This is a genomic window from Serratia sp. TMDUHS_CL (genome assembly GCF_037137105.1).
GTDB lineage: Bacteria > Pseudomonadota > Gammaproteobacteria > Enterobacterales > Enterobacteriaceae > Serratia > Serratia nevei.
In genome coordinates this window covers 266,699-281,020 of sequence record NZ_JBBBDV010000001.1, presented here as the reverse complement: position 1 = coordinate 281,020, position 14,322 = coordinate 266,699, and the positions used below count along the sequence as shown (strand labels likewise).

Below are 14,322 nucleotides of genomic sequence, written 5' to 3'. Positions count from 1 at the left end.
ACGTTAAATTTTTAACATACCGAAGTATAATGAATGGCGCAAAAAATGCCTTATTTCAGGTTTATTGAACTGCCGTTTATGTGAACTGTGCTGCATGTCTCGCATGGCAAAACATGCATGCCGTAGCCGTCTATGGCACACTAACGCCCAGACATTGCCGTCTTCACAGCCAGGTTTTTTGACGTTCATGAGCGTAACCGCCCCAAACATAAAGTCTTTGCCCTATAGCCGCAGTGCCCTGATGACGCTTTTCGCCCCGCTTTCAGCACAGCCCTGGGCGATGTTGCTGCATTCGAGCTTTGCCGATCACTCGCATAACCGCTTCGATATTCTGGTCGCACAGCCGCGCGTTACGCTCACCACCCAGGGTGCCAGCACGAAAATCGAAAGTGACGGCGTCACTACTCACTCGAAGGAAGATCCGTTCTCCCTGCTGCAGCAGCAGTTGGCGGCGCAAGCTTGGCAGCCGGCCTTTAACCCGGATCTGCCGTTTCAGGGCGGTGCCCTGGGACTGTTCGGCTACGATCTTGGGCGCCGGGTGGAAACCTTGCCGCAGTTGGCCGAAGCCGACCTCGCGTTGCCGGACATGGCGGTGGGCATTTACGACTGGGCAGCGATCGCCGACCACCAATTGCAAACCCTGACGCTGCTCAGCTATGGCGATGTGGAGCAGCGCTGGCGCTGGCTCACTCGCCAAACCGCGCCGGCGGAGCGCCCTTTCACGCTGCGTAGCGGCTGGCATGCCAATATGACGCGGCGGCAATACGGCGAGAAGTTCCAACGTGTTCAGCACTACCTGCGCAGCGGCGACTGTTACCAGATTAATCTGGCACAGCGATTCTCCGCCGACTACCAGGGGGACGAATGGCAGGCGTTTTGCCGACTGAGCGCCTGCAACCGTGCGCCGTTCTCAGCCTTCCTGCGGTTGCCGCACAACAGCGTGCTGAGCGTCTCTCCCGAGCGCTTCCTCTGGCTGGAGCAGCAGCGTATCCAAACCCGCCCGATCAAGGGCACGCTGCCGCGGCTGGCGGACGCAGAACAAGACGCCGCACAGGCTCGCCGTTTGGCCGATTCGCCCAAGGACCGCGCTGAAAATCTGATGATCGTCGATCTGCTGCGCAACGATATCGGCCGCGTCGCCCAGCCCGGCAGCGTACGGGTGCCGGAACTGTTCGTCGTGGAGCCGTTCCCGGCGGTACATCACCTGGTGAGCACCATTACCGCCACCCTGCCGGAGCAGACCTCGGCCACCGAGCTGCTGCGCGCCTGCTTCCCCGGCGGTTCGATCACCGGCGCGCCCAAGGTGCGAGCGATGGAAATCATCGAAGAGCTGGAGCCGCAGCGTCGCAACGCCTATTGCGGCAGCATCGGTTACCTGAGCGCCTGCGGCACCATGGACACCAACATCACCATCCGCACGCTCGTCACCGAAAACGGCCGCATCCACTGCTCCGCCGGCGGCGGCATCGTGGCAGACAGCCAGGAACAGGCGGAATACCAGGAAACCTTCGACAAGGTTGGTCGTATTCTGCCGCAGCTTGGGGAGTGCTCCCTGTCGTGATCCCATCGAATTCACCGGCCTCACTGCACGCCTTTATCAGCCGTTTTCAACTGCAGTTACCGCAGGCGGCGCAGATCTCGCACAATGTGCGCCCGGCGGCGGTGCTGATCCCGATCGTTTGCCGCGCCGAGCCCACCTTGCTGTTGACCCGCCGTGCCGATTCGCTGCGCAAACATGCCGGCCAGGTGGCCTTCCCCGGCGGGAAAACCGATGCCGAAGACGGGTCGGCGATCGTCACGGCGCTGCGGGAAGCGCAGGAAGAAGTGGCGATACCGCCACACGCGGTAACCGTCCTCGGCCAAATGGCGCCGCTCGACAGCAGCACCGGATTTCAGGTCACGCCCATCGTCGGCCTCATCCCGCCGGACGTGCAGTTCCACGCCAACGAGGGCGAAGTGGCGGACGTGTTCGAGATGCCCCTGCGGGAAGCGCTGACCCTGTCGCGTTACTACCCGCTGGATATCCATCGCGCCGGCCACACGCACCGCCTTTACCTCTCCTGGTATCACAGCCAGTTTATCTGGGGGCTGACCGCCGCCATTATTCGCCGCCTGGCGCAGCAGGTCAGTATTTGACCCGCATTGCGTGATCTGACTCGCAATCTGGCATGGCCGTCGACGTCCGCTGCAGGTAAAGCGATCGAAATCACTTCATTTGATCGCTTTTTCAACTACCGTTCCGATTGAATGGTTTTAAAAAAACTGTAAACCCTCTCTTAAACCTTACGAAATACCTGTAAAATACCACCGTCCGAGATAAACCACTGTAGAAACAGGGATTAAGCCGGCGGCGTTCAGCACGGAAAGCTGGCGCGATTACCGCTAATGGAGCTTAGGCGAAAGCGGATACCCCGCTTAAGGGTTCGCCCCGGGTAATCAGCAAAAAAAGCGACACCACGGATTATTTAATTTCATGCGAAAAAGGCAGCCGAACCCGTACGGCCCTTTTACAATATCGCTGTTCCCTGCGCGGTTTTTAACCGCCGCAGCCATAACAATACGTCTCTTTAAGGAGTTTTAGCGTGATTAGCGTTTTCGACATGTTTAAGATCGGCATCGGCCCGTCCAGCTCTCATACGGTTGGACCGATGAAAGCCGGCAAACAGTTTGTCGACGATCTGGTAAATAAAGGCCTGATGCCTTCTATCACGCGTGTTGCCGTAGACGTTTACGGCTCACTCTCATTGACCGGTAAAGGTCACCATACCGATATCGCCATCATTCTCGGCCTGGCCGGCAATATGCCGGACACCGTCGATATCGATAGCATTCCGGGTTTTATTCGCGATGTAGAGCAACGTCAACGCCTGATGCTGGCCAACGGCCTGCATGAAGTCGATTTCCCGCGCGACGGCGGCATGGTCTTCCGCAGCGACAACCTGCCGCTGCATGAGAACGGCATGCAGATCCACGCCTTCGCCGGCGAGAAAGAAGTGTACAGCAAGACCTACTACTCCATCGGCGGCGGCTTCATCGTCGACGAGGAGAACTTCGGCAAGGCCGGCGAGCAAGAGCTGAAAATGCCTTATCCGTTCAACTCCGCGCGCGAAATGCTCGACCACTGCCGCGAGACCGGCCTGTCGCTGTCCGGCATGGTGATGCAGAACGAGCTGGCGCTGCACAGCAAGCAAGAGATCGACACCTACTTCGGTAACGTCTGGCAAACCATGCGTGCCTGTATCGATCGCGGTCTGAACACCGAAGGCGTGCTGCCGGGGCCGCTGCGCGTGCCGCGCCGTGCCTCCGCGCTGCGCCGCATGCTGGTGGCGTCGGACAAACTGTCCAACGATCCGATGAACGTAATCGACTGGGTCAACATGTTCGCGCTGGCGGTGAACGAAGAGAACGCCGCCGGCGGCCGCGTGGTCACCGCGCCGACCAACGGCGCCTGCGGCATCGTGCCCGCGGTGCTGGCTTACTACGATCACTTCATCGAATCCGTCAGCCCGGATATCTATATCCGCTACTTTATGGCGGCAGGCGCCATCGGCGCGCTGTACAAGATGAACGCTTCCATTTCCGGCGCCGAAGTTGGCTGCCAGGGTGAAGTCGGCGTGGCCTGCTCCATGGCGGCGGCCGGTCTGGCCGAGCTGCTGGGCGGCAGCCCTGAACAGGTGTGCGTGGCGGCGGAGATCGGCATGGAACACAACCTGGGTCTGACCTGCGACCCGGTCGCCGGCCAGGTACAGGTGCCGTGCATCGAGCGCAACGCCATCGCTTCGGTCAAGGCGATCAACGCCGCCCGCATGGCCCTGCGCCGCACCAGCGAGCCACGCGTTTCGCTGGATAAGGTGATCGAGACCATGTACGAAACCGGCAAAGACATGAACGCCAAGTACCGCGAAACGTCACGCGGCGGCCTGGCGATCAAGGTGCAATGCGACTGACAGACAACCCCGCCGCCCGGCGGGGTTTTTTATGGGTAATCAATTCATTGACCGCTTTTAGTGACAATGTCACCAGAAAATATCCTGCATTTTTCTCATCGATCGGGCGGTTAGCCTGCAAATTGGCCTTCTGTTTTACCATACTGAAATAATTTACTGAGTTACCATCAATCTTGTATAACCTCAGGCTAGAATTAGCCGAGCGCAACTTAAGGATCTATGGCCTGACTGTGACTCGGAGCTGGATTACCGAACAAGGATTTACCGGATGTTGATGACCCACCTCGCCGCGTCCCGATATCGTTACTACCGTTGGCTGCTGGCCGGAGCGGTGGGCGTGGCTATTCTGTTGGTATCGCTGTATACCCGTTACTATCAAGAGGTCAAAAGCATCGAGCAGAGCCAGCAGACGTTGGCTACCCGCACCGTCGGCAAGATCAACCAGTTGCTGACGCCGGCGCAGATGCAGGCGGAACGCAGTATGGACATGCTGGACCAACCCTGCGAAAACGTTTCATCGACCCTGCGCTTTCGCGCCGCGCAAAATCAGGCGCTACGTGCCATGTTGCTGGTGAAAAACGGTGTTATTTACTGCTCCAGCCTGTTTGGCGCCCGTCATTATCAGCTGGCCGCGGTGATGCCCACCTTCGCCGACAGCAACGCCAGGCTGGCGCTGCGCCCCTCTCTGGCGGTCAGCAAAGGCCTGCCCACGCTGGTGATGTGGACGCCATCCCCCCGTGATAAAACCAGCGGCGTGCTACACGTATTCAATATCGAGCTGCTGTCCAACTTTTTACTCGAACCGCAAGAGCCTTACGTTCAGCGAGTGGTCCTGAACGTGGACGACAGCAGCCTGGAATATGGCCGCCGCGAAATCCTGAGCCGCGACACCCTGACCAACGACCTGCGCTACACCGCCGGCTCCGCGCTGTACCCGTTCTCGATTTCACTGTTCGGCCCACAGATCGGCATGCTGGCGCTGTCCGCATTGCCGCGCCATATCCCGCTGGCGCTGTTGATCAGCCTGCTGGCGGCCTATGTGGTCTATCTGCTCACCGCCAACCGCATGAGCCTGTCTTACCACATCGGCCATGCCATCACTCATCGGGAGTTCCGCGTCTACTGTCAGCCTATCATCCACAGCGACACCGGGCGCTGCGCTGGCGTCGAGATGCTGCTGCGTTGGAAAAAGAAGCGACAAGGATGGATCTCGCCTGACGTGTTTATTCCGCTGGCCGAGCAGCATGAGCTCATCATTCCGCTCACTCGCTATCTGATGAACACCGTGACGGAAAATCTGCAGCTGTTCCCGCCACGACCGTCCTTCTACATCAGCATCAACGTCGCCGCCGAGCACTTTAAAACGCTCAACATCATCGACGATATCCGCCAGATTTGGCTGCCGGCGCACCCGATGCCCTCATTGATGCTGGAGCTGACCGAACGCACCGCGCTGTCGGCGATCCAGTATGACCAGATCCGCACGCTGAAAGACATGGGGATCATGCTGGCCATCGACGATTTCGGCACCGGCCACAGCTCGCTGAGCTACCTGAAAAACCTCAGTCCGGACGTCTTGAAGATCGATCGCGGGTTTACCGCCGCCATCGGCACCGATGCGGTCAACGCCACGGTGACCGACACCATCATTACGCTGGCGCAGCGCCTGAAGCTGAAACTGGTGGCAGAGGGGGTGGAAACGGAGGAACAGGCCGACTATCTGCGCTCACGCGAGGTCAATGCCCTGCAGGGGTATTATTTCGCCAAGCCGATGCCGATTCATGTTTTCCCGCTGTGGTTGCAGCAGTACGAATCGCGCGTCAGGAAAGCGGAAGAGGAACCGCCGGAGGCCTGAGCCCCCGGCGGGAGGGTTACGCGTGCGCCGGATCGTCCAGGGCGACGCGGGTAACGCGCACCAGTTCGATACGGTATTCGGACACCTCAACGATATCGAAACGCAGGTGGTTCAGCTCGATGGTATCTCCCGCCACCGGCATCTGCCCGTAGTGGGCCAACAGCAGCCCCGCCAGGGTGGCGTAGTCGGCGGTGGGGCTGACCAGGTCATCGCAGGCCAGCGCCTGTTCCAGCGAGTGCAGATCGGTTCCGCCCTTCACCAGCCAGCCGTCGCCTTCCGCCACGATGTCCGGCGTTTCGTCCTCGTCCGGGAATTCACCGGCAATCGCTTCCAGCACGTCCAGCGGCGTCACCAGCCCCTGCACGACGCCGAACTCATTGGTGACCACCACCAGACGCCCTTTGGCGCGACGCAGCACCGCCAGCAGCTTGATGACGTCCATGGTTTCCGGCACCACGATCGGCGGCGTGCGGGCGGCGAACTCGGCGATGTCTTCACCCTGCTCCAGCGCCACCAGCAGATCCTTGGCGCGTACCACGCCGACGATCTCATCCACCGAATCACGACACACCGGGAACAGGCTGTGTGGCGTATCCAGCAGCTGTGCGCGTACCTCCTCGCGGGAGCGCTCGCAGTCGACCCAGGAAATGTCGGTGCGCGGCGTCATCACGCTGCGCAATGAACGCGAGGCCAGCGTCAACACGCCGCTGATCATATAGCGCTCTTCCGCCGCAAAGGTTTCATCCCTCGGCAAGGCGACCGCATCGTCCGTCTGCTGTGTACGCTGCTGCCCCATCAGGCGCATGATCGCTTCCGCGGTGCGCTCGCGCATCGGGCGACGCGCTTGATGCTTGATGAAGTTGCGACGCGCGATCTGGTTGAACAATTCAATCAGGATCGAGAAGCCGATAGCCGCATACAGGTAGCCTTTAGGAATGTGCAAACCGAAGCCTTCGGCGATCAGGCTAAGGCCAATCATCAACAGGAAACTCAGGCACAGCACCACGATGGTCGGGTGCGCGTTGACGAAGTTGGTCAACGGCTTCGACGCCAACAGCATCACCGCCATCGCGATCACCACCGCCGCCATCATCACCGGCAGATCGTTCACCATACCCACGGCGGTAATCACCGCATCGAGCGAAAACACCGCGTCAAGGATCACGATCTGCACCACCACCGCCCAGAACTTGGCGTAACCGCGGTTGGCGCCGTCCTGGTGCGTCTGCCCTTCCAGCCGTTCGTGCAGCTCCATGGTCGCCTTGAACAACAGGAACACCCCGCCGAACAGCAGGATCAAATCGCGGCCGGAGAAGCTGAAATCGCCGACGCTGAACAGCGGCGTAGTCAGGGTTACCATCCAGGAGATCACCGACAGCAGGCCCAAACGCATCAGCAACGCCAGCGACAGGCCAATGATGCGCGCCTTATCGCGCTGCTTCGGCGGCAGCTTGTCGGCCAAAATGGCGATGAACACCAGGTTGTCGATGCCCAGCACGATTTCCAGCACCACCAGCGTAAGCAACCCCGCCCAAATAGAGGGGTCCATTAAAAATTCCATATCAGACTCCAGAGAAAAGTGGGAATGCGCGCACGCCGCTCAGACGTGACGATGCCGCCGCTGCATGGGCGCAGTCGACAATAGCAAAGTGACGGGATGGGGTTACCGGGAGATGGCCGAATGGCCGAACAGCATATGCAACGCCAGCAGGTGGCGGGTGAAACCTGGTAAAACAGTAACTTCGGTGACAGTCCATAGGGAGGGCTGAGGCCCTTCACTCCTTAGTGATGAAAGAGGAAATTACTGTATCAGGATTTTTCTGGGGGACAAAGCGGCTTTTTCAACGGCGGTTTAGCATGGCGCCGCGCCGTATCATCTGCGACAGCTAAGATTTATCCGAGCATTCAATAACGGAGCAGCGTCACAAAAAATATTTTTTCACTCACTAAAATAAATGTCGCGTTCGTGAAGCATCACGCACAGGCATTTGAAACTGCGTGAGAAATGTTAGGCGTGCGTTTCTTTTTTTCTACCATAATGTATCTGAACCGCGGAAGTGACTGCCAAGACGGCGCGGAGAAACGACACAAACCGCGCCTGGAGTTCAACGAGGAGGTAGCGAGTGGCAATAGCTATTATCATCGGCACACACGGGGCTGCAGCGGAACAACTGCTGAAAACGGCGGAGATGCTATTGGGCGAGCAGGACAACGTCGCCTTTATAGACTTCGTTCCCGGTGAGAATGCCGAAACGTTAATCGTCAAGTACAACGAAAAAATCAGTGGGTTGGATACCAGCGGCGGCGTGCTGTTCCTGGTGGATACCTGGGGCGGCAGCCCGTTCAACGCCGCCAGCCGCATTGCGGTCGACAAAGAAAACTATGAGGTCGTCACCGGGGTCAACATTCCGATGCTGGTGGAAACCTTCATGGCGCGGGACGACAACCCCGCCTTCGATGAACTGGTGGCGCTGGCGTTGGAAACCGGCCGCGAAGGCGTGAAAGCGCTGAAAAAACCGCAGGAAGAACCCGCAAAACCCGCAGCACCCGTCGCCAAAGCCGCTGCCCCTCAGGCGCCGCTGGGGCCGAACGACCACATGAAAATCGGCCTGGCGCGCATCGATGACCGTTTGATTCACGGCCAGGTCGCCACCCGCTGGACCAAAGAAACCAACGTCAGCCGCATTATCGTCGTCAGCGATGAAGTCGCCGCCGACCATGTGCGCAAAACCCTGCTGACCCAGGTCGCCCCGCCGGGCGTCACCGCTCACGTGGTGGACGTGGCGAAGGCGATCCGCGTTTGGAACAACCCGAAGTACGCCAACGACCGCGTAATGCTGCTGTTTACCAACCCGACCGACGTCTTGCGTCTGGTGGAAGGCGGCGTGGATATTCAATCCGTCAATATCGGCGGCATGGCGTTCCGCCAGGGGAAAACCCAGGTGAACAACGCCGTTTCCGTCGATGAAAAAGATATCGAAGCGTTTAAGAAACTGAACGATCGCGGTATCGAGCTGGAGGTGCGTAAGGTCTCGTCCGACAGCCGGCTAAAAATGATGGACCTGATTAACAAACTCAATTAGTGGCGCCAGCCGCTGATTATTTTACTCAGAGCTTTTTGGTCATAGGAGAAGTGCAATGGAGATCACCACTCTTCAGATTGTGCTGATATTTATCGTTGCCTGTATCGCCGGGATGGGTTCCGTCCTCGACGAGTTTCAGTTCCACCGTCCGCTGGTCGCCTGTACCCTGATCGGCTTCATTCTCGGCGATATGAAAACCGGCATCATTATCGGCGGTACGCTGGAAATGATCGCCCTGGGCTGGATGAACATCGGTGCGGCTGTCGCGCCGGATGCCGCCCTGGCGTCCATCATCTCGACCATTCTGGTCATCGCCGGCGGGCAAAGCGTCGGCGCCGGTATCGCCCTGGCCATTCCGCTGGCGGCGGCCGGCCAGGTGTTGACCATCATCGTACGTACCCTCACCGTGGCCTTCCAGCACGCGGCGGACAGCGCGGCGGAGCGCGGCAGCCTGCGGGCCATCACCTGGATCCACATCGGTGCCCTGCTGCTGCAGGCGATGCGTATCGCCATTCCGGCGGTCATCGTCGCCATCTCGGTTGGCACCGCCGGGGTACACGCCCTGCTCAACTCGATCCCGGAAGTGGTCACCAGCGGACTGAACATCGCCGGCGGCATGATCGTGGTGGTCGGTTACGCGATGGTGATTAACATGATGCGCGCCGGCTACCTGATGCCGTTCTTCTACCTCGGTTTCGTGACCGCCGCCTTCACCAACTTCAACCTGGTGGCGCTCGGCGTCATCGGCGTGGTGATGGCCGTGCTGTATATCCAGCTCAGCCCGAAATACAACAAGTCTCAGGTTGTCCAGGCCGGCCCGGCTAATGCAAACGATCTTGATAACGAACTCGACTAGGAATAGGTGAGAGAAATGGTTGATACAACTGCTCAAAAGAAACTCACGCCGGCCGATATTCGCGGCGTATTCCTGCGCTCCAACCTGTTCCAGGGGTCGTGGAACTTCGAGCGCATGCAGGCGCTGGGTTTTTGCTTCTCGATGGTACCGGTGATCCGTCGCCTGTATCCGGAAAACAATGACGATCGCAAACAGGCGATCAAGCGCCACCTCGAGTTCTTCAACACCCACCCTTACGTGGCGGCGCCGGTGCTCGGCGTGACCATGGCGATGGAAGAGCAACGCGCCAACGGCGCGCCGATCGACGACGGTGCGATCAACGGCATCAAGGTCGGTCTGATGGGGCCATTGGCGGGCGTCGGTGACCCGATTTTCTGGGGCACCGTGCGGCCGGTGTTCGCCGCGCTCGGCGCCGGCATCGCCATGAGTGGCAGCCTGCTCGGGCCGATCCTGTTCTTCGTGCTGTTCAACCTGGTGCGCCTGCTGACCCGCTACTACGGCGTGGCCTACGGTTACCGTAAAGGGGTGGATATCGTCAACGACATGGGCGGCGGCTTCCTGCAAAAACTGACGGAAGGGGCGTCTATTCTCGGCCTGTTTGTTATGGGCGCCTTGGTCAACAAGTGGACGCACGTGAATATCCCGCTGGTGGTGTCCAAGATCACCGACCAGACCGGGCATACCAACGTCACCACGGTGCAGACCATCCTCGACCAGCTGATGCCGGGCCTGGTACCGCTGCTGCTGACCTTCGCCTGTATGTGGCTGCTGCGCAAAAAAGTCAATGCGCTGTGGATCATCATTGGCTTCTTCGTCATCGGTATCTTTGGCTATTGGATTGGCCTGCTGGGCCTGTAATCGTTCGAATCGGCCGGGGGGCAACCCCCGGCTTTTTTATGTGTGGAGCAAGAGATGTCACTGACCGACGCCGTACTGATGCTGTTTATCGCCCTGCTGTTGCTGTATTCGCTGTACGACGAATTCGGCATGGACCTGCTGAAAGGTAAAACGCGGCTGAAAGTGGCGCTCAAACGCCGTCATCGCCTCGATAGCCTGATTTTCGTCGGCCTGATCGCCATTCTGATTTACCGCAACGTCACCACCAACGGTGCGGTATTAACCACCTATTTGCTTATTTCTTTGGCGCTGCTCGCGATCTATATCTCTTATATTCGCGCTCCCAAGATGGTGTTTAAAGCGCACGGATTTTTCTTCGCCAATGAGTTTGTCGAATATAACCGCATTAAAGCCATGAATTTATCGGAGGATGGCATTCTGGCCGTCGACCTGGAACAGCGCCGGCTGTTGGTTCAGGTGACGCACCTGGATGACCTGGAGAAGATTTACCACTTTTTCATTGATAATCAATAGATAAAGAAAAGCTCATTTTACTTTCGCTCAAACCTTGCGCTGCTTGTGGATAATTAATCGGCAGCGCCATTTTTACTCTGACTATTATTTCCGCAACATTGTTACCCACGTCTACATTATATTCCCGCATGAACTTAGATTAATGAAAACGAGTCTCAATTAAGAGCGAACATGACTCCAGAATAAAGTTGTCGATGGCAGAAATAATATGGTATGGTTGCGCCGTCATTGGGGAGTAGCCGGTTTCTGGAGAATAAAACGACAGAAACGCCCGTATCAACATACTCGTTTCGCCGTATGAAACGTGGTGCGGGCAGCCAGGTAAGGTTGGCGAGACCATAGACACGTAACTCCGTCGTTTGGTTGGGGGTGGGTTACGTGTATATGGAGCCACCCGGCCGAGGCTATTTCACATGAACCTTTCAGCAACACTCATTCTCGCTTTTGGCATGTCCATGGATGCTTTCGCCGCTTCGATCGGCAAAGGTGCCAGCCTGCATCAACCCCGTTTCCGCGAAGCGATCCGCACCGGCCTGATCTTCGGCGTGGTCGAAGCGATCACCCCGCTCATCGGTTGGGCCATCGGTCTGTTCGCCAGCCAATACATCATGGAATGGGACCACTGGGTCGCCTTCTCTCTGCTGTTCATTCTCGGCATGCGCATGATCGTCGAAGGGGTGCGCAACAGGCCCGATGAGGAAGAGAAGGTCAAACGCCACGGCTTCTGGATCTTGGTGGCCACCGCTATCGCCACCAGCCTCGACGCGATGGCTATCGGCGTCGGCCTGGCCTTCCTGCAGGTGAATATCGTGCATACCGCCATGGCCATCGGCTGCGCCACCATGATCATGGCGACGCTGGGCATGATGATTGGCCGCTTTATCGGCCCGCTGCTGGGCAAACGCGCCGAGATCCTCGGCGGCGTGGTGCTGATCGGTATCGGCGTCAACATTCTGCTGGAGCACCTCGGCTACCTGGCCTGAGGCGCTCACTCTGCAAAAAAACCTGCCGCGGCAGGTTTTTTTGTTTCTGGGCTCAGTGCGCCTGTTAAGCGCGGCGTCGGTACAGCGCCAGCGCGAAATCCGTTTCGCACACGAACTCGCCGCCATCCGCCAACCGCTGCTGCACCTCCGGCGTAGCACGCCAGGCGAACGGTGTCATCTGCAGCAGGTTGGCGGCCTGCGCGCCCGGCAGGGTCATCGTATAGGCCAACGCCTCTTTACGCTCGCACTCGAAACCGTCGAACTGTTCGTCCTGCTCGGCATGCAGCTGCACCTGCTGGTAGACCTGCTCTTTCAGCTGGTACAGATGACGCGGGCCCGGAGAAACCGTCACCACCACACCGCCCGGCTTCACCACCCGCGCCAGCTCCTCTGCCTTGCAAGGCGCATAAATGCGCAAGACCGCATCCAGCGCCGCGTCGGCGAACGGCAGACGGTGGCTGGAGGCGACGCAGAACGAGACCGCAGGATAACGTTTGGCGGCGTAGCGGATCGCTACCTTGGCGACGTCCAGCCCATAGACCGCCATATTGCGCGCCTGCGCCAGCCGTGCGGCCACGGCGGCGGTGTAATACCCTTCCCCACAGCCTATGTCCAACAACGCGCCTGCATCGGCCGCCAGTGCCAAATCCAGCCACTCGGCCACCTGCTGCTGCAGCGGTTGATAATAACCGCCGTCGAGAAACGCGCGCCGTGCCTGCATCATTTCCGCGCTGTCTCCCGGCTGCTTCGATCGTTTGTGCTGCACCGGCAGCAGATTGACGTAGCCTTCTTTGGCTTGATCGAACTGATGATTGCCGTCGCAACGCCAGTGTTGCGATGAAAAATGCAGCGGTTGATGACACAGAGGGCATTGATAAGACATGAAATGGGCTTCCAGAAAGACAGGGCGCGGCTAGTCTAAAGAAGGCGTCGGCTCGATGCAAGGCGCATCCCCGCTCGCTTTCGCCGCCAACAACGCCTGGTCAAGCGGGGAAAAAGCTGGCTACACTGAGAGTCTGTTTTCTCACGCAGGTGAAAATAACTTATGAGCGATCGTTCCGCGCTGCTCGATGCGGTGCCCCACATTCAGCACGGCTTCGGCAGCAAACTCGCGCTGCTGCCCGGGCATCTGCTGCCCTACAGCGCCACGCTACCGGAAAAGAAGCAGGTGCACGGCATCCGTATCGTCGACGTGCTGCAACCGGCGCAGGCGTGCGGCGAGGCCGATGGTTTCTATACCCGCCAGCCCGGCATTCTGCTCAGCGTACTGACGGCGGACTGTCTGCCGGTGCTGTTCAGCCGCCGCGACGGGGGCGCCATCGCCGCGGTTCATGCCGGCTGGCGCGGGCTACTGGACGGCATTCTGGAACAGATGGCAGCGCGCATTCGCCAGGACGGCGACACCGCCGATTGGGTGGCCTCTATCGGCCCTGCCGCCGGCCCGTGCTGCTACGAAGTCGATGAAGCGCTGGTGGAAAATTTTAAACAGCGCCTGCCGCTGCCCGCCACGCTGATCAGCCCACATTACCGGCATCTGGATCTGGCCGCGATTGCCGAATACAAGCTGGCGGCGCTCGGCTTCGCCGCCGTTGACCGCGCAGGCAGCTGCACCATCTGCACGCCGGACGTCGACCCACAGCGGCCACAGCGCTTCAAATACACCAGCTATCGCCGCAACAGCCACCGGCGCGCGCAGGATCCGACGCATCCGGGGATCAAAGGCCGCAACCAGTACGCCGGCATCATCATCGCCGCCGGATGACGGAAACGAAAAAGCCCGCTCGAAGGCGGGCTTTTTGTACAGCTGACGCTGATTAGATAGCAGTAACGTTTACTGCAGATGGGCCTTTCTGGCCATCTTGGATTTCGAACTCAACGTTCTGGCCTTCAGCCAGGGTTTTGAAGCCGTTACCCTGGATTGCAGAGAAGTGTACGAACACGTCTTTGCTGCCGTCAGCCGGGGTGATGAAACCGAAACCTTTAGACTCGTTGAACCACTTAACTTGACCTTTGATCTTTGCCATCTTGAGTATTTCCTTTGGATTGTTTAAACCGCCCGAGGGCGTTACATAGACAAACTAGAGTCGTTACTGCTTGAGGCACTAAGATAAGGATCGGCAGAGAAGCGGTATTCAACGCTAACGTCTTTACTCAGAACTTCTTTACTGAAAATGCCACACATATACAGAACTGTACCTCGTTTTACCCAGATGCGTTATCACATACT

The 14,322-nt window shown here is 58.7% G+C and carries 14 protein-coding genes and 1 riboswitch; of the genes, 10 read left to right on the top strand and 4 right to left on the bottom strand.

What is annotated here, in order from left to right:
* Nucleotides 1–187: 187 nt before the first annotated feature.
* The 4 genes from pabB (at nt 188) to WCL58_RS01365 (ending at nt 5,802) form a co-directional block, all read left to right on the top strand.
* The gene (pabB, locus tag WCL58_RS01380) at nt 188–1,561 is read left to right on the top strand and encodes an aminodeoxychorismate synthase component 1 (protein ID WP_336850348.1); all 1,374 of its coding nucleotides are present in this window, start codon (nt 188–190) and stop codon (nt 1,559–1,561) included.
* Nucleotides 1,558–2,136, top strand: coding sequence for a CoA pyrophosphatase (locus tag WCL58_RS01375; protein ID WP_060423972.1), 579 nt, complete (start codon nt 1,558–1,560; stop codon nt 2,134–2,136). Before pabB ends, WCL58_RS01375 begins: the two co-directional genes overlap by 4 nt.
* 446 nt (nt 2,137–2,582) lie before the next feature.
* Entirely contained in the window at nt 2,583–3,947 is a 1,365-nt protein-coding gene (sdaA, locus tag WCL58_RS01370; RefSeq protein ID WP_060423975.1) for an L-serine ammonia-lyase, read from the top strand.
* Between the two features lie 268 nt (nt 3,948–4,215).
* Nucleotides 4,216–5,802, top strand: coding sequence for an EAL domain-containing protein (locus tag WCL58_RS01365; protein WP_336850347.1), 1,587 nt, complete (start codon nt 4,216–4,218; stop codon nt 5,800–5,802).
* A gap of 16 nt (nt 5,803–5,818) precedes the next feature.
* Here the strand turns inward: WCL58_RS01365 and WCL58_RS01360 are convergent, their stop codons facing one another.
* Nucleotides 5,819–7,363, bottom strand: a complete 1,545-nt coding sequence (locus WCL58_RS01360) for a TerC family protein (protein WP_049195011.1) — start codon at nt 7,361–7,363, stop codon at nt 5,819–5,821.
* A 562-nt stretch (nt 7,364–7,925) separates the two neighbouring features.
* On the opposite strand from WCL58_RS01360, the gene manX reads away from it, so the two are divergent.
* From manX to mntP, 5 genes are all read left to right on the top strand, one after another.
* Complete coding sequence (gene manX, locus WCL58_RS01355; protein ID WP_033654424.1) at nt 7,926–8,885, top strand: PTS mannose transporter subunit IIAB; 960 nt, start codon at nt 7,926–7,928, stop codon at nt 8,883–8,885.
* 55 nt (nt 8,886–8,940) lie between these two features.
* Nucleotides 8,941–9,741, top strand: coding sequence for a PTS mannose/fructose/sorbose transporter subunit IIC (locus WCL58_RS01350; protein WP_033634888.1), 801 nt, complete (start codon nt 8,941–8,943; stop codon nt 9,739–9,741).
* Nucleotides 9,742–9,756: 15 nt separating this feature from the next.
* Nucleotides 9,757–10,599 carry a PTS mannose transporter subunit IID gene (locus tag WCL58_RS01345; protein WP_033634889.1) on the top strand — a complete coding sequence of 281 codons (843 nt, stop codon included), beginning with the start codon at nt 9,757–9,759 and terminating at the stop codon, nt 10,597–10,599.
* 54 nt (nt 10,600–10,653) lie between these two features.
* Nucleotides 10,654–11,112 carry a DUF986 family protein gene (locus WCL58_RS01340; protein ID WP_336850346.1) on the top strand — a complete coding sequence of 153 codons (459 nt, stop codon included), beginning with the start codon at nt 10,654–10,656 and terminating at the stop codon, nt 11,110–11,112.
* Nucleotides 11,113–11,330: 218 nt separating this feature from the next.
* A riboswitch (yybP-ykoY riboswitch) is annotated at nt 11,331–11,514 on the top strand.
* An 11-nt stretch (nt 11,515–11,525) separates the two neighbouring features.
* Complete coding sequence (gene mntP / locus WCL58_RS01335) at nt 11,526–12,095, top strand: manganese efflux pump MntP (protein ID WP_004927615.1); 570 nt, start codon at nt 11,526–11,528, stop codon at nt 12,093–12,095.
* A gap of 64 nt (nt 12,096–12,159) precedes the next feature.
* On the opposite strand, the gene rlmA is transcribed toward mntP, so the two are convergent.
* Entirely contained in the window at nt 12,160–12,978 is an 819-nt protein-coding gene (gene rlmA, locus WCL58_RS01330) for a 23S rRNA (guanine(745)-N(1))-methyltransferase (RefSeq protein ID WP_197757018.1), read from the bottom strand.
* Nucleotides 12,979–13,140: 162 nt separating this feature from the next.
* On the opposite strand from rlmA, the gene WCL58_RS01325 reads away from it, so the two are divergent.
* Complete coding sequence (locus WCL58_RS01325; RefSeq protein WP_060439762.1) at nt 13,141–13,857, top strand: polyphenol oxidase family protein; 717 nt, start codon at nt 13,141–13,143, stop codon at nt 13,855–13,857.
* 52 nt (nt 13,858–13,909) lie between these two features.
* Here the strand turns inward: WCL58_RS01325 and cspE are convergent, their stop codons facing one another.
* Nucleotides 13,910–14,119 carry a transcription antiterminator/RNA stability regulator CspE gene (gene cspE, locus WCL58_RS01320; protein WP_002221949.1) on the bottom strand — a complete coding sequence of 70 codons (210 nt, stop codon included), beginning with the start codon at nt 14,117–14,119 and terminating at the stop codon, nt 13,910–13,912.
* A gap of 41 nt (nt 14,120–14,160) precedes the next feature.
* Nucleotides 14,161–14,277 (bottom strand): DUF2627 domain-containing protein, encoded by a 117-nt coding sequence (locus WCL58_RS01315; protein ID WP_002211058.1) that lies wholly within the window; start codon nt 14,275–14,277, stop codon nt 14,161–14,163.
* Nucleotides 14,278–14,322 lie beyond the last annotated feature (45 nt).

Bases quoted from the DNA above. Each gene is read 5' to 3' on its own strand.
- pabB (WP_336850348.1), top strand. From the start codon at position 188: ATGAGCGTAACCGCCCCAAACATAAAGTCTTTGCCCTATAGCCGCAGT.
- WCL58_RS01365 (WP_336850347.1), top strand. From the start codon at position 4,216: ATGTTGATGACCCACCTCGCCGCGTCCCGATATCGTTACTACCGTTGG.
- WCL58_RS01360 (WP_049195011.1), bottom strand. From the start codon at position 7,363: ATGGAATTTTTAATGGACCCCTCTATTTGGGCGGGGTTGCTTACGCTG.
- WCL58_RS01350 (WP_033634888.1), top strand. From the start codon at position 8,941: ATGGAGATCACCACTCTTCAGATTGTGCTGATATTTATCGTTGCCTGT.
- WCL58_RS01345 (WP_033634889.1), top strand. From the start codon at position 9,757: ATGGTTGATACAACTGCTCAAAAGAAACTCACGCCGGCCGATATTCGC.
- WCL58_RS01340 (WP_336850346.1), top strand. From the start codon at position 10,654: ATGTCACTGACCGACGCCGTACTGATGCTGTTTATCGCCCTGCTGTTG.
- mntP (WP_004927615.1), top strand. From the start codon at position 11,526: ATGAACCTTTCAGCAACACTCATTCTCGCTTTTGGCATGTCCATGGAT.
- rlmA (WP_197757018.1), bottom strand. From the start codon at position 12,978: ATGTCTTATCAATGCCCTCTGTGTCATCAACCGCTGCATTTTTCATCG.
- WCL58_RS01325 (WP_060439762.1), top strand. From the start codon at position 13,141: ATGAGCGATCGTTCCGCGCTGCTCGATGCGGTGCCCCACATTCAGCAC.
- cspE (WP_002221949.1), bottom strand. From the start codon at position 14,119: ATGGCAAAGATCAAAGGTCAAGTTAAGTGGTTCAACGAGTCTAAAGGT.
- WCL58_RS01315 (WP_002211058.1), bottom strand. From the start codon at position 14,277: ATGTGTGGCATTTTCAGTAAAGAAGTTCTGAGTAAAGACGTTAGCGTT.